This is a genomic window from Streptomyces sp. NPDC001513 (assembly GCF_042894695.1).
Taxonomy (GTDB): Bacteria; Actinomycetota; Actinomycetes; order Streptomycetales; family Streptomycetaceae; genus Streptomyces.
Genome location: NZ_JBIAVU010000002.1, coordinates 619,550 through 639,175, shown reverse-complemented (window position 1 = coordinate 639,175; position 19,626 = coordinate 619,550). Strand labels below are relative to the sequence as shown.

The following is a 19,626-nucleotide window of genomic DNA, read 5'->3' as shown; positions in this document are numbered from 1 at the left end:
CGGTGAACGGAGACCGCTCGATGAGGGACCGGACGGACGCCGCCCCCGCACCCGCCGCCCCCGCGTCCACGGCGCAGGCCCTGCCCGCCGTCGCCCGGCAGCCCGCACCCCGGCCGACGCAGACCCCGGCACCTGCCCCGGCACCTGCACCGGACCCGCCGGAGCCCGAGCGCCGTCCGCACTCGCCCCCGCACTCGCCCCCGCACTCGCCCCCGCACTCGCCCCCGCGCCCGCTCGGCGAACACCGGCGCTGGCCCCGCTCCTTCGCGGACCGGCTGACCGCCCCGCTCCCCGGCGTCCGCGCCTTCGCGCGGCTCGCCCGCGAAGGCGCCTTCCGGCCCGGCCCCGAAGGGCTGCGCGGCATCCCCGACCTGCCGTTCGAGCCCGGCCCGCTGCCGGCCGCCGCCCCCGGCACGGTCTCCGTCACCTGGGCCGGGCACGCCAGCTGGGTGCTGCGGACCGGCGGGCTGACCGTACTGACCGACCCCGTCTGGTCCCGGCGGATCCTCGGCACCCCGGCCCGGGTGACTCCCGTCGGAGTGCGCTGGGAGGACCTGCCGGCGGTGGACGCCGTGGTCATCAGCCACAACCACTACGACCACCTCGACGCCCCCACCCTCAAGCGGCTGCCCCGGCACACGCCGCTGTTCGTCCCGGCCGGCCTCGCGGGCTGGTTCCGCCGCCGCGGCTTCACCCGGGTCACCGATCTCGACTGGTGGGAGGCGGCCGAACTGGACGGCGTACGCTTCGAGTTCGTTCCCGCACACCACTGGTCGAAGCGGTCCCTCATCGACACCTGCCGGTCGCTGTGGGGCGGCTGGATCCTCACCGACACCCGGAGCCCGACGCCGCGGAAGGTCTACTTCGCGGGCGACACGGGCTACGGCCACTGGTTCGGCGAGATCGGCCGCCGCCACCCCGGCATCGACCTCGCCCTCCTGCCGGTCGGCGCCTACGCCCCGCGCTGGTGGCTGGGCGACGTCCACGCCGACCCGGAGGAGGCGGTCCGGGCCTGCCTCGACCTCGGGGCGCTCCGGATGGCGCCCATGCACTGGGCCACCTTCGTGCTCTCCGCCGAACCGGTCATGGAACCCCTGCACCGCACCCGGGCCGCCTGGTCCCGTGCCGGGCTGCCCCGCGAGCACCTCTGGGACCTCCCGATCGGCGCCTCCCGCACCCTGCCCGACCCCGAACCCGACCCCGGCCCGGACACCCCCTAGTGGTGCCAGGCCTGCCCGCCCGTGTTGTGGATGAAGCGCTGCAGCACCTTGAGGGTGGTCAGGTACTCCTCGTCCGAGATGCCCGCGTGCCGCTCGTCCCACAACTGCCCCTGGAGGGCGGCCACCTCGTCGTGGAACTTCCGGCCTTCGGGGGTGATCTCCAGGCGCTCCCCGGCGTCCTGGGTGATCCAGCCGCGGGCGATGACCGTGTCGATCTCCTCGCCCAGGGCCTGCCCGCCGACGGCGAGGTAGCCCCGCAGCACCTCGGTCACCTCCGCGCGGGTCTTCACCTCCTCGGCCAGGGCCACCTGGGCCAGGACCCACCACTGCGGCTGGGTGGTGCCGACCCCGGCGAGCGCGCCCCGGGTGCGGGTGACGACCGCGTCGTAGGCGGCCCAGCTCCAGTAGCCGATGGGCTGCCGGATCAGTTCCGCGTCGCTGTGCGAGTACTCCATGGTGGATCCGCTCCGTTCGCTGCTGTGCATTGCCCCGACGAACAAGACCCTAGGACCCGAAGGGCACTTGAGGTCTAGTCCTGCGTCCGCCGGATCCGCAGCCGCAGCCGCCGCCACAGTGCCGGACCCGTGCTGATCAGCAGGGTCAGGCCCACCGCCAGGGCCACGCCCTTCCACGGCTCCGAGAACAGCGAGCCGCCCAGGATGCCGATCAGGCCGTACGTCACCGCCCAGGCCAGGCACGCGGGGGCGTCGCCGCGGGCGAAGCGGCGCAGCGGCATCTGCGCCAGCAGGCAGGCCAGCATCACCGGGATCCGGCCCGCCGGGACCAGCCTGGACACCACCAGCACCATGACCCCGTGCTCGTCCAGCCTGGTCTGCGCCTGTTCCAGCCGCTCGGGCGTGGCCCGGCCGCGCAGCGCCGCCAGCCACCGCGATCCGTTGCGCGAGGCGACCCCGCGCCGCCCGAGCCAGTACAGCGCCAGATCCCCGGTGAACGCGGCCAGCGCCGACACCCCGACCACCAGCAACACCCCGAACGGCAGCGACTGGTGATGGAACGCCACCACCGCCGCCGAGCTCACCAGCGCACCCGTCGGGATCACCGGCACCATCGCGCCCAAGGCCACCAGCACGAACAACGCCGGGTACCCCACCGCCTGCTGGGTGGTCTCCGGCGGCACCTGGCCGGCCGCCGCCGTGAGCTCGCGCCACGTCACGGCAGCCGCACCCGCTCGCCGTGCCCGAGTACCCGTACGGCCACCTTCGGTGCCAGTTGCCGGGCACGGCGCTCGAACTCCTCGCCCGGGGCGTGGAATTCGTGCGGCCGCACCGCGTCCATGCCGACGGGCCAGTACGTCCCGTAGTGCACCGGCACCGCCGCCGCGGGCGCGAGCCGGGCCAGTGCCTGCGCCGCCCGCCCCGCGTCCAGGTGCCCCGGGCCCAGGTACGGGCCCCAGCCGCCCACCGGCAGCAGGGCCACGTCCACCGGTCCGACCTCCTCGGCCATCGTGTCGAACAGCCCGGTGTCCCCGGCGAAGTAGGTCCGGGCCGCGCCCTGGACCACGTATCCGAGCGCCGGCGCGAGGTGCGGCCCGAACGGCAGCCGCCGCCCGTCGTGCCGCGCGCTGACCGCCCGGACCCGTACGCCCTCCCGTACGGCGACCTCCTCGCCCGGCACCACCTCGGTCACCCGCAGCCCGCGCAGGCCCGCGGCCCGCGCCAGCCCCGGCACCGCCCGGCGCGCCCCGCGCGGCACCAGCAGCCGGGTGCCGGGCGCGAGCCGCTCCAGCGACGGCAGGTGCAGATGATCGGCGTGCAGGTGCGATACGAGCACCACGTCGGCCACCGCCGCCTCGGCCGGAGGCACCGCCCCGCGCCGCCGCCGCAGGTGCGCGAACCGCCGGGCGAACAGCGGGTCCGTCAGCAGCCGGACCCCGGAGTCCTCGACGGTGCACGTGGCATGACCCCACCAGGTGATCTCCACCGGCACCCGGCCCTCCCTCCCTCGGCCCGCGCTCTCGCCCTCGTCCACGAGCCTAGATGCTGCCCCGAGGATCCGCCCGGAACCGGAAGTGCCGGGCCCCTCCTCTCCTGCGGCGGATCGGAGTAGGGTCCGGCGGCATGGAAGAGTTGCGCGTGGCCGCGATCGCCAGCCTGGCCCCGCTCGAAGACCTGGACGCCGACCCCTTCGCCGTGGACACCCGCGGCCAGCACGCCATGTGCGCGCGCTGGGCCGCCGACCAGGGCTACGTCGTCACGAAGCAGCTGCTCGTCTACGGGCTGCGCGCCGACCACTGCGGGCTCTGGTCCGACGTCGACGCCGGACAGGTCGACCTCTTCGTCGCCGCCAACCACCGGGTGCTGGCCCGCGCGCTGCGCTCGGTCGAGGAGTTCACCGCCGAGTGCGAGCGGCGCGGCGTACGGCTGGAGACCGCCGGGGACGCCGAGCCGCAGTACACCTCCGCGATGAAGGCCGAGGTGCACCGAAGGCTCTCCATGCCGACCGCCGGCTACGACGGCACCTGACACCCCGCCGCCTGCCGTCCCGCCCGCACACGCCGTCGCGCCGCACTCCGGCCCGGCATGCCGCCCCCTCCGCTGACCGGCCCCGCCCGCACTCCAGTGCGCCCTCCGTTCCGCACGGCCGGCCGGGCCCGGCTGTGCGAGCCTGGAAGGCGGGACGGGGCTCGCGGGAGGTGGCGGCGTGTGGCGGGGACGGTGGCGGACCACGGGCAGCGCCCTGCTGCGGGTGATCATCGTCTGGGCGGTGTCCACCCTCACCATGCTCGCCCTGGCCGGGATCCTGCCGGACTTCCGGCTCCAGTCCGACGACGGTGACAGCATCACGCAGATCGCGCTGACCGCCGCCTGGGGCGCGGGAGCCTTCGGTCTCCTGAGTGCGGTGGTCTGGCCCGTGCTCGTCCGGGCGCTGCTGCTGGTGCCGGCCCTCGTCCTCGGGCTGCTCGTCTTCTTCCTGAACGGCTCGCTCCTGCTCATCGCGCTCAGCCTGATCCCCGCCTGGCGGGGCGAGGCGGCCCCCGAGACCGCGGTGGTGGTGGCCGCCGTGATGTCCGCGGTGGCGTCCGCGACCTCCACCGCGCTCGCGGTGCGCGACGACGAGGCGTACCGGCGCCGCCTCTACCGGCTGGCCGACCGGCGCCGCCGCAGGCAGCGAAGGGCGGGCGCGTCCGGGGCCGGGGACCCCGCGCCCGGCCTGGTCTTCCTCCAGCTCGACGGGGTGGGGTACGAGGTGCTGCGCGGCGCGTGCGCCGGCGGACTGATGCCGACCGTCGCCGGCTGGCTGGACCGCAGCCACCGGATCACTTCGTGGCGTACGGACTGGTCGAGCCAGACCGGCGCCAGCCAGCTCGGCATCCTGCACGGCTCCAACTTCGACGTGCCCGCCTTCCGCTGGTACGAGAAGGACACCGGCGAGGTGATGGTCTGCAACCGGCCCACCAGCGCCGCCGAACTGCAGCGGCGGGCCGTCGCGCGCACCGGGGACGGCGGGCTGCTCACGCTCGACGGGGCCAGCCGGGGCAACCTGTTCAGCGGGGGCGCCGACCAACTGGCGCTCGTGCTCTCGGTCTCGGCCCGGCGGGGCCGGGCGAACCGGTCCCGCGCGGGCTACTTCGCGTACTTCTCCGATCCGGCCAACGCCGTCCGCACGGCGGTGTCCTTCGTCGCCGAGGTGGTCCGGGAGATCGTCCAGTCCCTGCGGGCGCGGATCCGCAGGGACCGGCCCCGGGTGTCGCGCGGCGGGCTGTACCCGCTGATCCGGGCCTTCGCGACCGTGGTCGAACGGGACGTGGTGGTCGCGGCCGTGATCGGCGACATGCTTGCCGGCCGCGCCGCGGTCTACGCCGACCTGGTCGCCTACGACGAGGTCGCGCACCACTCCGGCCCGCGCGGCCGGGACACCGACCGGGTGCTGGCGCGCCTGGACCGGAGCCTCGCGCTGATCGCCCGGGTCGCCGAGCACGCCCCGCGGGAGTACCGGATCGTGCTGCTGTCGGACCACGGCCAGAGCCCGGGCGAGACCTTCCTGGGCCGGTACGGGCTGACCCTCAAGGACCTCGTCCGGGCGGGATGCGGGCTGCCGGTCTCGCGCCGGGCCGGCCGCACCCGCAGTGGCGCCGAGGCCCGGGCGGCCGTCCTCGCGGCCCTGCACCGGCCGGTGGAGGAGGGGGAGGAGGCCCGTCCGGGGCCGGGCTCCGACCCGGTGGTGCTCGCCTCGGGCAACCTCGCGCTGATCTCCTTCCCGGACGTCCCCGGCCGGGCCTCGCGCGAGCGCGTCGAGCGCGCGCACCCCGCCCTGCTGGCGACCCTGGCGAACCATCCGGGCGTGGGCTTCCTGCTGGTGGACGGGGTGGTGCTGGGCCCGGGCGGGGCGGTGGCCCGGCTCGACGTGCCCGGCGAGGCGGAGGAGCTGCTGTCCCCTTTCGGCCCCGGCGCGGCGGAGGCCGTCCGCCGGACCGACGCCTTCCCGCACGTGGCCGACATCATGGTGAACTCGGCGTACGACCCGGACACGGGCGCCGTGCACGCCTTCGAGGAACAGATCGGCTCGCACGGCGGCCTGGGCGGGGAACAGGGGCACCCGTTCCTGATGTGGCCCACGGTGCTCTCGGAACCGGGAACGGGAGCGGGAGCGGAACCGGTGGGCGCGGAGGCGGTGCACCGCGTTCTGCGCCGCTGGCTGCGGGAGGCGGACGGCCCGCAGGTCCCGCTCGGCCTGCGGCCGGGGCCGGTGCAAGATCCCCGGCCGGAGCGGGCCGGCGACGGAATCCTTCCTTCCGACGGGGTGCCCGCGCGGGACGAAACGCGCTGATTTGGTACGGCCCACGCGGTGGCCGAGCATGTGTCGACCTGCCCAGCATGTGAGACACCCAGAGGCGCACCACCGATGACCAGCACCATCACCACCGCGGCCCCGGCACCGGACCCCGCCCCGGCACCGGCCCCGGCCCCGGCACCGGATTCCGTTCCCGGGACCGCCGAACCCCGCCCGCAGGGCGAGCGCCGCTTCGGCCTCCCCGTCGCCACCTGCCTGGTCATGGGCAACATCATCGGCGGCGGGATCTTCCTCCTCCCCGCCTCGGTGGCCCCCTTCGGCACCATCAGCCTCGTCGCCTTCGCCGTGCTCACCCTCGGCGCGATCGCCCTCGCCCTCGTCTTCGGCCGCCTCGCGAACCGGCACCCCCAGACCGGCGGCCCGTACGTCTACGCCCGCGCCGCCTTCGGCGACTTCGCCGGCTTCCTCGCCGCCTGGAGCTACTGGATCACCACCTGGGTCTCCAACGCGGCGCTCGCGGTGGCGGCCGTCGGCTACCTCTGCGTGCTCTTCCCCGCCGTCGGCGCGCACAAGTGGTCCATGTGCCTGGCCGCCCTCTGCGTGCAGTGGCTCCCGGCACTCGCCAACCTGGCCGGCACCCGGTACGTCGGCGCCGTCCAACTGGTCTCCACCGTACTGAAGTTCGCCCCGCTGCTGCTCGTCGCCGTGGGCGGGCTGTTCTTCTTCGACCCCGCCAACCTCGGCCCCTTCCAGGCCACCGACCAGAGCGCGGTCGGCGCGGTCTCCGCCTCCGCCGCCATCCTGCTCTTCAGCTACCTGGGCGTCGAGTCCGCCGCCGTCAGCGCGGGCGAGGTCCGCGACCCGGAGCGCAACGTCGGCCGGGCCACGATCCTCGGCACCGTGGGCGCCGCCACCGTCTACCTGCTCGGCACCCTCGCCGTCTTCGGCCTGGTCGCCCACGAGAAGCTGGTCTCCTCCGAGGCCCCCTTCAGCGATGCCGTCAACGTCATGTTTGGTGGGACCTGGGGCGGCACGGTCGTCGCCTGCGCCGCCGTGATCTCGATGGCGGGCGCGCTCAACGGCTGGACCCTGCTCAGCGCGCAGACCCCGTACGCCGCCGCGAAGGACGGGCTCTTCCCGAAGGTCTTCGAGACGAAGAAGCGCGGTGTCCCCGTGGCCGGCGTCCTCGTCACGGTCGCCCTCGCCTCGGCGCTGACCGTCTACAACTACACGGCCGGCTCCCAGCGCGTCTTCGAGGTCCTGGTCCTCGTCACCACCTTCACCGCGACGGTCCCGTACCTGCTCTCCACCGCCGCGCAGATCTACTTCCTGGCCTCGGGGCGCGCGGAGCGGGTCCGGCCCGGCCGCCTGGTCCGCGACGCCGTCCTCGCCTGCCTGGCCTTCGGCTTCTCGATGTGGCTGGTCGCCGGATCCGGCTACGCGGCCGTCTACCAGGGCGTGCTGTTCCTCTTCGCGGGCGTCCTCGTCTACGCCGTGATGGCCGCCCGCAAGCAGCGCGCCGGCGTTTCGCCCGCGGGGTAACTTGGAGGGAGAAGCCGCCCAGGGGGGCTCCAGGGGGTCGCCGTGTCCGCGATCAGCAAGAGCATCGACATCGACCGCACGCCCGAGGACGTCTACTCGTACGTGACGGACCCCACGCACCTGCCGGAGTGGCAGGACAGCGCCCTGTCGGCCATCCCCATGGGGGACCTCCCCGTCCACGTCGGTTCCCGGATCCTCGTCACCCGGCGGATCGGCAGGCGGAGGATCCCCACGACCATGGAGTACACAGCCATGGACCCGCCGCGGAGCTGGCACCTCCACGGCGTCGACGGGCCGGTCCGGCCGGACGTACGGGGCAGGATCGACCCCCTCGACGGCGGGACCCGCTCGCGCGTCACCCTCTCCGTCGACTTCGAGGGCCACGGCATGGGCCGGGCCCTCGTCCCCCTCGTGGTCAAGCCCGTGGTCCGCAAGGAGATGCCCCGGGGCGAGGAGAAACTGAAACACCTGCTGGAGCACTCCGCGAGCTGACCGGAGAGACGGTGCGGCCCCCGGCATCGCCGGGGGCCGCACCGTCCTGCCGTTTAGTCGAGGTAGTCGCGCAGCACCTGCGAACGCGACGGGTGGCGCAGCTTCGACATGGTCTTGGACTCGATCTGGCGGATGCGCTCACGGGTGACCCCGTACACGCGGCCGATCTCGTCCAGGGTCTTCGGCTGGCCGTCGTTGAGGCCGTACCGCATGGAGACCACGCCCGCCTCGCGCTCCGAGAGCGTGCCCAGGATCGACTGGAGCTGCTCCTGGAGGAAGGTGAAGGACACCGCGTCCGCGGGCACGACCGCCTCGGAGTCCTCGATGAGGTCGCCGAACTCGCTGTCGCCCTCCTCACCCAGGGGGGTGTGCAGGGAGATCGGCTCGCGGCCGTACTTCTGGACCTCGATGACCTTCTCGGGGGTCATGTCGAGTTCCTTGCCCAGCTCCTCCGGAGTGGGCTCCCGGCCCAGGTCCTGGAGCATCTGGCGCTGCACGCGGGCGAGCTTGTTGATGATCTCGACCATGTGCACGGGGATGCGGATGGTGCGCGACTGGTCGGCCATGGCACGCGTGATCGCCTGCCGGATCCACCAGGTCGCGTACGTGGAGAACTTGAAGCCCTTGGTGTAGTCGAACTTCTCCACGGCGCGGATCAGACCGACGTTGCCCTCCTGGATCAGGTCCAGGAAGAGCATGCCGCGGCCGGTGTAGCGCTTGGCGAGGGAGACCACGAGGCGGAGGTTGGCCTCCAGCAGGTGGTTCTTCGCCCGGCGGCCGTCCTCGACGAGGATCTCCAGCTCGCGCTTGAACGCGGGCTTGTGGTCCTCCTCCTCTTCGAGCTTGTACTCGGAGAAGAGACCCGCCTCGATGCGCTTGGCGAGCTCCACCTCCTGCTCGGCGTTGAGGAGCGGCACCTTGCCGATCAGCTTGAGGTAGTCCTTGACGGGGTCGGCGGTGGCGCCGGCCACCATGACCGTCTGCGCCGGGGCGTCGTCCTCGTCGTCGTCGGACAGGACGAAGCCCTGGGTGCCGCCGGCCTTGGGGGCCTCTTCCTCGGCCTCGTCGGCCAGGTCCTCGGCGGCCCAGTCCTCGCCCTCCGCCACGGGGGTCTCGCCCTCGTCGGCGTCCTTGGCGCTGGTCTTCTTCGCCGTGGCGGTCTTCTTCGCCGTGGCGGTCTTCTTGACGGCGGTCTTCTTGACCGTGCGCTTCTTCGGCTCGGCGGCGGCATCGGCCGACGCCTCGTCCGGGGCGGCGGCGGCCGGCGATGCGGATATCGCCGAGGCCGTGGCCGTGGCGGTGCTGGCGGCCGAGGTCTTGCGCGCGCCGATGGGGCGCGGCGCGGCGGCGGCCTTCTTGGCCACGGTGCGGGCCGGGGCGGCGGCAGCCTTGCGGGGCTTCTTCGCGGCAACCTTGGTGGCGGGCGCCGCGCTGACGTGGAGGGCGACACCCTCCTCGTCCAGGACCTGGTTCAGGCTGCGCAGGACCCGCTTCCACTGGTCCACCGGGATGCGGCCGGCCTCGAAGGCCTGGCGCACGTCGTCACCGTTGATGTGACCCTGCTCGCGGCCGCGCTCGACGAGCGCGACCAGGGCCTCGGATTCGGCGATCTCCGGAGGGAACGTACGGGACGGGCTGAGCGACACAAGGAGCCTCTCGTTGCGAACAGATAAGGGGTAAGCGGGACATCATCGCGCGGACTCGGGAAACAGACCCGAGGGGGGTCTGTATTCCGGGCCGCGCGAGGACACCTGTCGGTTCATCGCATGCCCGAGTCGATTCGTTACGCGCTGAATTGAGTGACCTGCGCCACGCTGTGGCCGCGCAACCAATTCGGCGTGGATCCGTCCACCCTCCTTTCAGCCCTTTTTGCGGGCCTCGACGAGGAAGCGGGCGGTGTGCGCGACGAACGGACCTTCGCGTTCGATCCGTTCGTGCAGCTCGCGCAACCGGTCCCGGTACTGCCCGACCGTGAAGCCGGGCACCATCCAGATCACCTTCCTCAGAAAGTAGATCACGGCTCCGATGTCGTGGAACTCCGTGCGCAGACGTTCGGAGCGCAGATCGACGACTTCGAGGCCGGCCTTCGTGGCCTCGGCGACCGCGTCGTCGGGGTGCCGGCCGCGCCGGACGTCCTCCGGCTGCGGACCGAGGAAGTACTCGACGAGCTCGAAGACGCTCGCCGGGCCGACCTGCTGCGAGAGGTAGGTGCCGCCCGGCGTCAGCACTCGCGCGATCTCCTCCCACCAGATGGTCACCGGGTGCCGGCTGGTCACCAGCTCGAAGGCCTCGTCGCCGAAGGGCAGCGGGGGCTCGTCGGAGTCGGCGATCACCACCGCGCCCAGCGGGTGCAGCAGCCGGGTCGCCTTCTCGACATTGGGCGGCCAGGACTCGGTGGCGGCCATCAGCGGGGGCAGGGGCCCGGACCCGGCGAGGACCTCGCCGCCGCCGGTCTGGACGTCCAGCGCCGACCGGACCCGGGACAGGCGCTCGGCCAGCAGCCGCTGGTAGCCCCAGGAGGGGCGCTGCTCGGTCGCCCGGCCGTCGAGCCACGAGAAGTCCCAGCCGTCCACGGAGACGGACTCCGCCTCGGCGACAAGATGGTCGAAAGTGCGCGTCATGTATCGATCGTCCCAGGTCGGGCGCCGGTCATCCACCGCATATGTCGACTACAGTGGGCTGCGGGCCGTGACTGGCGTTCGGGTGGATCACCACCGGGGAGCGGCCCGGCGTACCTGCGGATCCTCGGACCTGCGGACATCCGGTACGTCGACTGCCGCGCGCCTGGGCGAACCGCGATCCGCAGCGACGTTCAGGAGACCCCGTGACGACTGCCCAGACTGCCCCGGCCGCCCAGCCCGCCGAGGCCGCCACCGACACCGCCCGGCTGATGGACGGCACCGCCCTCGCCCGCCGCATCTCGGAGCAGACCGCCGCGTACGCGGCGAAGATCACCGAGCGCACCGGCACCGCGCCCTGCCTCGCGACCGTGCTGGTCGGCGAGGACCCCGCGTCCGTCACCTACGTACGCATGAAGCAGAACCGCTGCGCCAAGGCCGGGATCACCTCCCGCCACGTCGAGCTGCCGGCCGAGACCACCACCGAGGAGCTGGTGGCCACCCTCACCGCGCTCTCCGAGGACCCGGAGATCAGCGGCATCCTGCTCCAGCACCCCGTCCCGCACCACATCGACGAGCGCGCCGCCTTCGAGGCGATCGCCCCGGGCAAGGACGTCGACGGGGTCACCATGCACTCCTTCGCCGCCATGGGCTTCGGGCTGCCGGGCTTCGTCTCCTGCACCCCCGGCGGCATCATGCGCCTGCTCGCCGCCTATGACGTGGACCTGACCGGCAAGCACGCCGTCGTCGTCGGCCGCAGCGCCATCCTGGGCAAGCCGGCCGGGATGCTGCTGCTGGAGCAGAACGCCACCGTCACCTACTGCCACTCCCGCACCGTGGACCTGCCCTCGATCGTGCGCCAGGCGGACGTCCTGGTCGCCGCCGTCGGCAAGGCCGAGTTCATCCGGGGCGAGGACATCAAGCCGGGCGCGGTGGTCCTGGACGCCGGGTACAACGAGGGCAACGTCGGCGACGTCCACTTCCAGTCCGCCGCCGCGCGCGCCTCGCTGATCACCCCGGTGCCCGGCGGTGTCGGCCCGATGACCATCGCCGTCCTGCTGGAGCAGACCGTCCGGGCGGCCGCCGCGCAGGCCGGGCTGGACCTCGCGGAGCTCTGACCGTGCGAGGAACGCCCCGGGCCCATGGGTCCGGGGCGTTCTCCGTTCGGGGCCGGGCAGGGCCGGGCTCAGGCCGCGGCGGCGGAGCGGGCGGCCGCGGCGACGACGGGGGAGCTGCGGAACTCGCGCGCCAGGGCGGTCAGCGGCTGGTCGGACAGCCGCGGCGGCTCGGGGTGCTGCGCGGGCCCGGCGGCCGGCCCGCAGGCGTTCCTGCGCCCGCACGCGGCGGCCAGCATGGCCGCGTCGGCCACGGCCGAGGCGCGCCCCTCGCTCGCGCCCTGCCCGCGCGCGGCCTCGTACGCGGCGCTGCGCACGGCCGGATCGAACCAGCCGGCCAGCGCCAGGATGCCGTCGTCGATCGCCGACTCGCGGTGCAGGAGCCGGATGCCGATAGGGGACCACCAGGCCAGCGGAACGGTCCGGCCCTGGCCCGCGGCGAATCCGCGCAGTGCCTTCCACAGCGGGCGCAGCCGCCGGTACTGGCCGAGGGCCTGCCACGTCGCCGACCCGCCGACCAGCGGCACGACGAAGCCGGCGCCGAGCAGCAGCGCGGATGCCGAGGCCAGCGGCGGAGCCACGTCCGTGGACAGGAACACCCAGTCGCGGCCGGCCCAGCGGGCCACCACCGAGGCCCACTTGGCGACCAGGTACGCCAGGTCCAGCAGCCCGGAGACCACGATCAGGGCCAGCCCCGTGCGCAGCGGGCGCAGCCCGCGGTCCGCGCGCGCCAGCCACTTGCCGCACAGCCAGGTCAGCGCCGAGGTGCCCAGGGTGTGGGCCACGAGGAAGCAGACGATCATCTCGCGGATCCAGGGCGTCGTGGCGTAGTACGTGTCCAGGTCCTCCAGCCGTTCCACCGGGGCGTCGCCGATCACGAACAGCACGACGATCGCCGCGGTCGCCGCGCCGAAGAGGGCCGTGGTCAGCCGGGTGGCGCGGCGGACGGCCGCGGGCGGCCCGCCGCGCCACCGCAGGACCAGGACGACGCACAGCCCGGAGAACACGGTGAGCAGGCCGAACACCAGGGGCGCGGAGAAGTTGACCACGCCGGTGGCGCGGTTGACGGCGGCGATGGTCGGCGGTGATGCCAGGAAGGTGATGGGGGCGCCGACGAGGAGCAGCCCGCACGCGGTGCGGTTCAGCGGGCTGTCCCGGTGGCGCAGCGTCGGAGCCTTGATCAGCAGCGCCAGGACCATCAGGGAGCCGGGCAGGAGGAGCAGGAGCCTGCCGCTCATCGGGCCTGTCCGACGGGGCCGACCGGATCGACGGGGCCGGCCGGATCGGCTGCCGGACCGGCTGCCGGACCGGTGGCGGCCGCGCCGCCGGGCGTCCTGCCGGGCACCGGGTCGAGCCCGGCGACGGCCCGCTCGGCCGCGGTCAGCGGCGGTGCCTTCAGCGCGCCCCGGTCCGAGGCGCGCACCACGTGCCAGACCACCGAGGGGAGGAGCCAGTGGGTGGGCGCGGTGCTCATGGTGAGGACCTTGAACAGGGCGGCGGTGAGCGCCTCGTCGGTGGTGGCCCCCGTCATGAGTCTGTTGACGTACCCGTTGAGCAGCCCGGTGCCGGTGCGCGGCTTCATGCCGGTGGCCCCCGGGTACAGGATGTCCTGCGAAGTGGCCAGCTCCCAGGCGGTGCTGACCTGGGGCGCGATGACGCGCTGCGCCTCGCGGCCGATCCCGGGGTGCGCCAGGCCCTTCGCGCGCAGCAGGGTGCGCACGGCCAGCAGACCCTGGGCGGCGACGGTCATGCCCTGCCCGTACAGCGGGTTGAAGGTGGCGACGGAGTCGCCGACGGCGAAGAAGCCGTCGGGCAGTTCGGCCTTCTCGAAGTAGATCCGGCGGTTGGCGGTGCCCTGGGTCACGGCCACGTCCGTCAGCGGCTTGCGGCCCTCCAGGAGCTCGCCGACGATCGGGTCGCGGACGGCCTTGGCGAACGCGATGAACGCGTCCGGGTCGCCGCTCGGTTGGCCGCCGCGGGTGCCGGACAGGGTGGCCTGCCATTGGCCGTTCTCGATCGGGACGATCGTGGCCGTCTGCCCGGGCACGGGCACCCGGGGGTCGGACTGCACGTTGACGATGGGGAAGCCCATCTCGTGCGCGCCCTCGGGGGCCTCGAAGATCCGGGTCGCGTAGACGAGCCCGGAGTCGACCTCGGCCTGCCGGATGCCGCTCACGCCGAGCGCCTGGAGCCAGGTCCGGGCTCTGGAGCCGCGCCCGCTCGCGTCGATGACGAGGTCGGCGCTCAGCAGCCGGCCCTCTTCCTGCGGGGTGTCGACCAGGACGCCCGTGACCCGGGCCGCCGTGCCCTCCAGGCCGCGGACCCGGCCCTGGAGGGTGGACACCCCGGCCAGCGCGGTCACCCGGGCTCGGATGACGGAGTCGAGGAGGTCGCGGCTGCAGGAGATGTTGAACTGCTTCTCGCCGCAGCGCGGGATCCAGCCCTGGGCGGTCTTGGTGACGAGGTCGGTGGGCAGGCTGCGGCGGATGGCGCCGGCCTTCGTCCAGTCGTCCATGATGCCGGGCAGGATCCGCTCGATGGCCCGGGCGCCGCCCGACCACAGGAGGTGGGTGTGCCGGGCCTGCGGGAGCCCGCGGCGCGGGGCCGGGCCCTCGGGGAGCGGGTCGGCGTCGACGACGGTGACCGTGGCGTGCTCGGCGAGGACAGCGGCCGCGAGGAGGCCGGCCAGACTGCCGCCTATGACGACGGCGTGGCGGGGCGGGGAGGACTGGTTCATCGTGGCGGGCTCTCTGTCAGGGCCGTGCTGAGGGCATCGGCGTGAGGGATGCGGCGACCGGCTGGTGCAGGTCGTGGCGTGGCACGGGGCTTCCCCAACCGAGTGAGGACTTGATGCGCTCGATCGCCTCGGGCAACTGCTGTTCCCGGCGCGAGGGCAGGTAGGAGCGCAGGATGCTGCCGAGGTGCAGACCGAAGGTCTCGGCCCGGATCTCCGCCGGGTCCCCCTGGTCGGCGCGCGCGGCGGCCTGCCGGACCACTGCGTCCAGCCCGGGACCGGCGAGCAGTTCGGCGAGGCGGCCGGGGCGTCCCGCCAGCCGGGCGGCCACCAGCATGCCCGGACCGAGGCTCTCGCTGGTCCCCTCGTTCAGGTGCCACACCTCGTGGCAGGCGATGACGAGCTGGTGTTCGGGCCGGGTGTGCTGCTCGACGACGATCAGGTCGACGTCGTCCAGCTCCAGCCACAGCCCGCTCGCGGTGCCGGGCGGAAAGGAGGTGAAGTGGAAATCGACCTTCCGCTCTTCGCCGCGCCGTTCGGTGTAGGCGGCGCACAACGCCCCGATGATCGCGCCGGCATCGGCCGGCGCCGTCAGGCGTGCGCCCTCCAGCAGTTCGGAGCCCAGCTCGCGCATGGCCCGTGTGGTCCTCATGGTGTTTCTCCCTCGGCGGCGGCGCCCTCTGTGGGCGTCCCGCCCTTCGTGCCCGGAGATCCGAGCTGCCCCTCGCGCGCGAGGAGGTCGTCCAAGTGGTCGGCCAGCGACTTCCAGCCCTGGGGCGACAGCCGGCCGGCCCGTGTGACGATGCGCCGCAGGTCGTGCGCCCGCATCACCGCCAGCATCGGGTTCTCCCGCTCCCGCGCAGCGGACTCCAGTTCGCCCTCGATCAGCGCGAGGGCGGTGGCGAGCGCCTCGGTGTCGTCGGCCAGCAGGAAGCCGCCCTCGACGCCGTAGAAACGCTGGATTCCCGCCGCCGCGGCGAGGTTCGGCAGGCCCTCGCCCTGGGCGAGGCGGGTCAGCGACTGGCCCGACGCGCGGAAGGACCTGGCGATGGCCGTCAGCGAATGGGCCTGGCCGTCCTCCCGTACGCGGGTCCGGCGCAGGTGCTCGAACCGCTGGTGCACCTGCTCCTTGAGGGGGAGCCGGGGCGGCTCGCCGTCGAGGGTGAGCCGGATGGCCTGCGGGGTCATGCCGGTCAGGTACGAGAGGTGCGCGAGGTCGTCCCGGCCGTCCGGGGCGGTGGCGGCGGCCGAGAGGGCGAGGGCCCGTTCCACGGCGCTCTTGCTGTCGGCCAGGAGGAAGCCGGCGTAGACCCCGAAGAACCGCTGCACGCCCGCCGCGTGCCCCATCCGCGGCAGCCCGGTGCCCGCGTTGAGCGGCCCGAGGGAGGCCCCGGGTGCGTCGAAGTCGTCGGCGATGGCGGCGAGCGGCCACTCCCGGCCGTGCTTGTCCCGCCGGGTGGCGCGCAGCCGCAGGAACCGCTGGTGCACGCGCTGTTCCAGCGGCACCTCGACGGCCGTTCCCGCCACCACCTGCGGTATGCGCCCGGGTTCGACCCCGGACAGATGGCTCAGCCGCTCCACGCCCACCGCGTCGGCCGGATCCTGGCCGCGCCGCTCCGACAGTGCCTCGACACGCCGCCGGATCGCGGCGAGATCGGGTCGGACGGCGGCTCGCACCGGCGGATTCTCCATTTGTCGACAAGGCGTTCGAGTGGATCGGGCTCCGTGAAGCCTAGCCCCCCACCCCGGCCCGAACCAGGGGAACCCCAACGTTTCCTGCCGTACGGCTCAAAAAGGGTTGGCATGACCTCCGAGGTAATCGACCCCCTCCGGGCCACCGGGCACAGTGGCGTCATCGGGTTCCGGGGCCGCGCACTCGGCCCCGGAAACCGTGTCCCCCCTTGGCTGTTCCACCTCGACGGAGGGTGATTCCCCATGTCCGCGACCCTGCTCGGCAGCATCGCTCGTACCGGCGTCCCGCAGCTCATGCTGCGGCGCTTCCTCGCCCTCGACTCCCTCGTCACCACCGGCAACGGGCTCGCGTACGTCGCCTTCTCCGCCCCGCTCGGACGCCTGCTCGGCGTCGGGCAGGGGCTGTTGCTCGGGCTCGGGGTGCTGCTCGTGGCGTACGGGGCCGCCGTCGGGCTGCTCGCCTCGCGCGGCCGGCCGCCGGCGCTCGCCGTGAAGGCCGTCATCGAGACCAACTACGCCTGGGCGGCCCTGAGTCTCGTCTCCCTGGCGGTGTGGTTCACACCCACCCTCGCCGGGACCGTGTGGATTCCGGCGCAGGGCCTCACCGTCGCCGGCTTCGCCCTCCTCCAGCAGCTCGCCCTGCGCTCAGTCGACCAGTGAGCGCAGGTACTTCGCCGTCGCCGGGTCGGCCGGGAGCATGGTCTCGATGGCCAGCTCGGCGACGGTCACGTCCATCGGCGTGTTGAAGGTCGCGATCGACGACACGAAGGACAGCAGGTGGCCGTCGTGCTCGATGACCAGCGGCAGCGCGATGTACGGGACGGGCTCGGCCGGTTCCCCGTCGCCCGGGCGCTCCGCGGCCGGGGGCAGCGGGTACGCGGACACCTCCTCGTACAGCGCGCGCAGCGGCTCGGAGCGGGCGAGCGCGATCTGACGCTCCATCTGGGCCAGCAGGTGCCCGCGCCACTCCTTGAGGTTGTGGATCCTCGGGGCCAGGCCCTCGGGGTGCAGGGTGATCCGCATGGCGTTGAGCGGCGGGGTCAGCAGGTGCTCCGGCAGCCCGTCCAGCAGCATCAGGATGCCCCGGTTGGCGGCGACGACGTCGTACGTGGCGTCGACGACCAGCGCCGGGTAGGGCTCGTACCCGGTCAGCAGCCGCTGGATGCCCTCGCGCAGCGTCTCCATCGACGGGTCGTCCAGCGCGGTCTGCGCGTAGCGCGGGGCGTAACCCGCCGCCAGCAGCAGGGCGTTGCGCTCCCGCACCGGTACGTCCAGGCGGTCGGCGAGCCTCAGCACCATCTCCTCGCTCGGCCGGGACCGGCCGGTCTCGATGAAGCTGATGTGCCGGGACGAGGAGTCGGCGCGGCCCGCCAGCTCCAGCTGGCTGATGCCGCGCCGCTCCCGCCACGCGCGGAGCAGGGCGCCGACCGTCGGAGCGGCCGCGGGCGTCGTGGTGGTCATGCCGACGACGGTAGCCGAGCTCCCCGGCGCGGGGCGTCACCCCAGGTCGAAGACGTTGCGCAGGCCGAGGCGGTGGCGCCACAGGTCGTGGCGCCTGGCGGACTCCATCTCCGGCGCCCGGTACAGCGGCCGGACCGAGCACCGCCCGGCCGTCGAACCATCGCGGTCCAGGAGGCAGTTGACGGCCGCACGGGCCGAGGCGTTCGCGCCCTCCATCGTCGCCAGGTCGATGTCCACCGACACGTAGTCCCCGCTGAGGAAGAAGTTCGGGATGCGGGTTCCCGCGCTCGGCCGGTTGTGGAAGGTGCCCACCGGGTGGATCAGCAGCTCGTCCTGGTTGGTGGGGTGCGGGGTGCCGAGCCCGTCCACCCCCGGGTCCAGGAACCAGGAGTGCAGCTTCGAGTCGCTCAGCGGCGTCTTCCCGGTGTCGTTGAGGGATGCTTTCAGCTGCGCCCACACCTCGCGGGCCACTTCCTCGCGGGTGCACTGCTTGGCCGTCTTCCCGTATAGGATCCCCGGCTTGTCCCACTCGGAGATGTCCACCGACAGGCAGTCGACCGCCCGACCGTCACCGTAGTCGGCCGGGAAGTCGCGCGCCGGCCAGTGCTCGGCCTGCTGGATAGCCGTCAACGACCAGGGCGAGTCGATGCAGTTGAGGTGCCCGTGGACCAGCGGCGCCCGCTCGGTCAGATAGAACTGGATGCCGGTCATCCAGTCGGTCTCCAGCTTGTCGCAGCGCCCCAGCATCGGATCGGCCGCCCGCAGCCCGGCGCTCCAGGTGCGGCGGGCGTGCTCGACGGGCAGCGCGCTCACGTAGTGGTCGGCCGTGACCGTCTGCCGGGCGCCGTCCGGCCCCTCGACGGAGACCCCGCTGACCGGGCCGATCCCGTACTGCACCTCCCGTACGGTCCAGCCGATCCTGAACTCCACGCCGAGCGCGCGGAGATGGGCCTCCCACGGGTCGATCCAGGCCTCGTTGGTCGGCAGGTTGAGGATCCGGTCCGGCGGGCCGTCCGCCCCGCGCCCCAGCAGGTTGAAGACGAAGGCCTCGCCGAGGGTGCCGACCGTACGGGTGGAGGCCTCCTCTGCCTTGGTCGCGACGATGTTGCGGGTGATGCCGACGGCGAGGATGCGCTGGTACTCGGACGACATCTGCTCCGCCCGCACGAAGTCCCACCACGGGGTCCGCTCCCAGACCTCGCTCCGCCGCTCGTCGCAGCTGGTGAGGAAGACGAGCACGCGGTTGACGAAGTACGCCGTCTCGTGGAGCGGGAGCCGCACCAGCGTCTGCAGGATGCCGGTGAGGGCCCTGCGGACCTCGTCGGGCGTCAGCTCGGCGGGGGAGTGGTCCGGCCAGGGGATCGGCCCGCGCAGGTCCTCGCGGCCGGCCGCCCGGGCGAACATCATCTCGCGAGGGGCGACGAGGTTGTCCCACACGCCGTTCGCGTTCCCGGGGAAGGGGATGCGCCGCATGGTGTCGGGCAGGTTGTGGTAAATGCCCGGGATGAAGCGGAAGCCGTGCTCGGCGGGCAGCGGCCGGCGGCCGCCGCGGGCGCTGCCGGGCACGTCCATGCTGCGCGCCTTGCCGCCGAGCGCCCGGCGCTCGTACACCGTGACAGCGTAACCGCGCTCGGCGAGTTCGTGCGCCGCCGTCAGGCCGGCCACCCCGCCGCCCAGGACGGCGACCCGGCGGCCGTCCGGCGCCGCCGCGGCCCCCGCAGGCGCGGCCGCCGCGCCCGGGGCGGTCGCGATCCCGGCCGACAGCGCGCCGGCGGTGGCCACGGCGCCCGCACCCGCGCCCGCGATGAACGTACGCCTGGAACTCCCTGTGCCGGTCATGGCGAATGCCCCCTAGTTACCGCTGGTAACAGTCCTGTCCGGCGCAGGAGCATATGGGGGGCGCGACGGGCGCGGAAGGCGCAGAAGTACCCGAGCGCACTATGGCGCGAAAGGGTTGCTCCGGGGCGCACTGTGGGAACCTTGACTACACGTCACGGGGA

Annotated in this window: 18 protein-coding genes and 1 riboswitch; of the genes, 7 read left to right on the top strand and 11 right to left on the bottom strand. The window is 73.6% G+C overall.

The features are described 5' to 3' along the window. The first annotated feature begins 20 nt into the window (after positions 1-20). Entirely contained in the window at positions 21-1,220 is a 1,200-nt protein-coding gene (locus tag ACFYZ4_RS06485) for an MBL fold metallo-hydrolase (protein ID WP_390783228.1), read from the top strand. On the opposite strand, the gene ACFYZ4_RS06480 is transcribed toward ACFYZ4_RS06485, so the two are convergent. The 3 genes from ACFYZ4_RS06480 to ACFYZ4_RS06470 all read right to left on the bottom strand — a co-directional run bounded on the left by ACFYZ4_RS06480 (position 1,217) and on the right by ACFYZ4_RS06470 (position 3,167). Continuing rightward, positions 1,217-1,675, bottom strand: coding sequence for a MarR family winged helix-turn-helix transcriptional regulator (locus ACFYZ4_RS06480; protein WP_351297877.1), 459 nt, complete (start codon positions 1,673-1,675; stop codon positions 1,217-1,219). The genes ACFYZ4_RS06485 and ACFYZ4_RS06480 overlap by 4 nt on opposite strands. 74 nt (positions 1,676-1,749) lie before the next feature. Beyond that, positions 1,750-2,394: a DedA family protein gene (locus ACFYZ4_RS06475; RefSeq protein WP_390783227.1), complete on the bottom strand. Its 645-nt coding sequence runs from the start codon at positions 2,392-2,394 to the stop codon at positions 1,750-1,752. Further along, the gene (locus ACFYZ4_RS06470) at positions 2,391-3,167 is read right to left on the bottom strand and encodes an MBL fold metallo-hydrolase (RefSeq protein ID WP_351297883.1); all 777 of its coding nucleotides are present in this window, start codon (positions 3,165-3,167) and stop codon (positions 2,391-2,393) included. The genes ACFYZ4_RS06475 and ACFYZ4_RS06470 overlap by 4 nt, the downstream gene beginning before the upstream one ends. Before the next feature lie 131 nt (positions 3,168-3,298). On the opposite strand from ACFYZ4_RS06470, the gene ACFYZ4_RS06465 reads away from it, so the two are divergent. From ACFYZ4_RS06465 to ACFYZ4_RS06450, 4 genes are all read left to right on the top strand, one after another. Beyond that, a complete protein-coding gene (locus ACFYZ4_RS06465; RefSeq protein ID WP_351297886.1) occupies positions 3,299-3,703 on the top strand; it encodes a hypothetical protein in 405 nt (134 codons plus the stop codon). Between the two features lie 178 nt (positions 3,704-3,881). Continuing rightward, positions 3,882-6,008, top strand: coding sequence for a phage holin family protein (locus ACFYZ4_RS06460; protein ID WP_390783226.1), 2,127 nt, complete (start codon positions 3,882-3,884; stop codon positions 6,006-6,008). Between the two features lie 75 nt (positions 6,009-6,083). Beyond that, positions 6,084-7,514, top strand: coding sequence for an amino acid permease (locus tag ACFYZ4_RS06455; RefSeq protein WP_390783225.1), 1,431 nt, complete (start codon positions 6,084-6,086; stop codon positions 7,512-7,514). Positions 7,515-7,556: 42 nt separating this feature from the next. After that, on the top strand, positions 7,557-8,006 hold the full coding sequence (locus tag ACFYZ4_RS06450; protein WP_351297895.1) for an SRPBCC family protein: 450 nt from the start codon (positions 7,557-7,559) through the stop codon (positions 8,004-8,006). Between the two features lie 53 nt (positions 8,007-8,059). Here the strand turns inward: ACFYZ4_RS06450 and ACFYZ4_RS06445 are convergent, their stop codons facing one another. Further along, positions 8,060-9,652 carry an RNA polymerase sigma factor gene (locus tag ACFYZ4_RS06445; RefSeq protein ID WP_351297898.1) on the bottom strand — a complete coding sequence of 531 codons (1,593 nt, stop codon included), beginning with the start codon at positions 9,650-9,652 and terminating at the stop codon, positions 8,060-8,062. A gap of 213 nt (positions 9,653-9,865) precedes the next feature. Continuing rightward, positions 9,866-10,627, bottom strand: coding sequence for a methyltransferase domain-containing protein (locus tag ACFYZ4_RS06440; protein ID WP_351297901.1), 762 nt, complete (start codon positions 10,625-10,627; stop codon positions 9,866-9,868). Positions 10,628-10,684: 57 nt separating this feature from the next. Beyond that, positions 10,685-10,803, top strand: a riboswitch (ZMP/ZTP riboswitch). Between the two features lie 93 nt (positions 10,804-10,896). On the opposite strand from ACFYZ4_RS06440, the gene ACFYZ4_RS06435 reads away from it, so the two are divergent. Next, the gene (locus tag ACFYZ4_RS06435; protein WP_390783251.1) at positions 10,897-11,742 is read left to right on the top strand and encodes a bifunctional 5,10-methylenetetrahydrofolate dehydrogenase/5,10-methenyltetrahydrofolate cyclohydrolase; all 846 of its coding nucleotides are present in this window, start codon (positions 10,897-10,899) and stop codon (positions 11,740-11,742) included. Between the two features lie 68 nt (positions 11,743-11,810). On the opposite strand, the gene ACFYZ4_RS06430 is transcribed toward ACFYZ4_RS06435, so the two are convergent. Genes ACFYZ4_RS06430 through ACFYZ4_RS06415 form a run of 4 tightly spaced genes read right to left on the bottom strand, consistent with a single transcriptional unit; the run spans position 11,811 to position 16,150 of the window. Further along, a complete protein-coding gene (locus ACFYZ4_RS06430) occupies positions 11,811-12,977 on the bottom strand; it encodes an MAB_1171c family putative transporter (RefSeq protein ID WP_390783224.1) in 1,167 nt (388 codons plus the stop codon). Then, the gene (locus ACFYZ4_RS06425) at positions 12,974-14,476 is read right to left on the bottom strand and encodes an NAD(P)/FAD-dependent oxidoreductase (protein ID WP_390783223.1); all 1,503 of its coding nucleotides are present in this window, start codon (positions 14,474-14,476) and stop codon (positions 12,974-12,976) included. The genes ACFYZ4_RS06430 and ACFYZ4_RS06425 overlap by 4 nt, the downstream gene beginning before the upstream one ends. Before the next feature lie 16 nt (positions 14,477-14,492). Further along, entirely contained in the window at positions 14,493-15,125 is a 633-nt protein-coding gene (locus ACFYZ4_RS06420; RefSeq protein WP_351297910.1) for a toxin-antitoxin system, toxin component, read from the bottom strand. Further along, positions 15,122-16,150 carry a hypothetical protein gene (locus ACFYZ4_RS06415; protein ID WP_390783222.1) on the bottom strand — a complete coding sequence of 343 codons (1,029 nt, stop codon included), beginning with the start codon at positions 16,148-16,150 and terminating at the stop codon, positions 15,122-15,124. The genes ACFYZ4_RS06420 and ACFYZ4_RS06415 overlap by 4 nt, the downstream gene beginning before the upstream one ends. 258 nt (positions 16,151-16,408) lie before the next feature. Between ACFYZ4_RS06415 and ACFYZ4_RS06410 the strand changes: the two genes are divergently transcribed. Then, entirely contained in the window at positions 16,409-16,825 is a 417-nt protein-coding gene (locus ACFYZ4_RS06410) for a hypothetical protein (protein ID WP_351297916.1), read from the top strand. Here ACFYZ4_RS06410 and ACFYZ4_RS06405 read toward each other — a convergent pair. Both ACFYZ4_RS06405 and ACFYZ4_RS06400 read right to left on the bottom strand, forming a co-directional pair. Then, entirely contained in the window at positions 16,811-17,626 is an 816-nt protein-coding gene (locus ACFYZ4_RS06405) for a helix-turn-helix transcriptional regulator (RefSeq protein ID WP_351297919.1), read from the bottom strand. The genes ACFYZ4_RS06410 and ACFYZ4_RS06405 overlap by 15 nt on opposite strands. 36 nt (positions 17,627-17,662) lie before the next feature. Then, on the bottom strand, positions 17,663-19,465 hold the full coding sequence (locus tag ACFYZ4_RS06400; RefSeq protein ID WP_390783221.1) for an FAD-dependent oxidoreductase: 1,803 nt from the start codon (positions 19,463-19,465) through the stop codon (positions 17,663-17,665). Positions 19,466-19,626 lie beyond the last annotated feature (161 nt).

Coding starts and splice junctions, on each gene's coding strand:
- ACFYZ4_RS06485 (WP_390783228.1), top strand. CDS start 21: ATGAGGGACCGGACGGACGCCGCCCCCGCACCCGCCGCCCCCGCGTCC.
- ACFYZ4_RS06480 (WP_351297877.1), bottom strand. CDS start 1,675: ATGGAGTACTCGCACAGCGACGCGGAACTGATCCGGCAGCCCATCGGC.
- ACFYZ4_RS06465 (WP_351297886.1), top strand. CDS start 3,299: ATGGAAGAGTTGCGCGTGGCCGCGATCGCCAGCCTGGCCCCGCTCGAA.
- ACFYZ4_RS06455 (WP_390783225.1), top strand. CDS start 6,084: ATGACCAGCACCATCACCACCGCGGCCCCGGCACCGGACCCCGCCCCG.
- ACFYZ4_RS06440 (WP_351297901.1), bottom strand. CDS start 10,627: ATGACGCGCACTTTCGACCATCTTGTCGCCGAGGCGGAGTCCGTCTCC.
- ACFYZ4_RS06435 (WP_390783251.1), top strand. CDS start 10,897: ATGGACGGCACCGCCCTCGCCCGCCGCATCTCGGAGCAGACCGCCGCG.
- ACFYZ4_RS06430 (WP_390783224.1), bottom strand. CDS start 12,977: ATGAGCGGCAGGCTCCTGCTCCTCCTGCCCGGCTCCCTGATGGTCCTG.
- ACFYZ4_RS06425 (WP_390783223.1), bottom strand. CDS start 14,476: ATGAACCAGTCCTCCCCGCCCCGCCACGCCGTCGTCATAGGCGGCAGT.
- ACFYZ4_RS06420 (WP_351297910.1), bottom strand. CDS start 15,125: ATGAGGACCACACGGGCCATGCGCGAGCTGGGCTCCGAACTGCTGGAG.
- ACFYZ4_RS06410 (WP_351297916.1), top strand. CDS start 16,409: ATGTCCGCGACCCTGCTCGGCAGCATCGCTCGTACCGGCGTCCCGCAG.
- ACFYZ4_RS06405 (WP_351297919.1), bottom strand. CDS start 17,626: ATGACCACCACGACGCCCGCGGCCGCTCCGACGGTCGGCGCCCTGCTC.
- ACFYZ4_RS06400 (WP_390783221.1), bottom strand. CDS start 19,465: ATGACCGGCACAGGGAGTTCCAGGCGTACGTTCATCGCGGGCGCGGGT.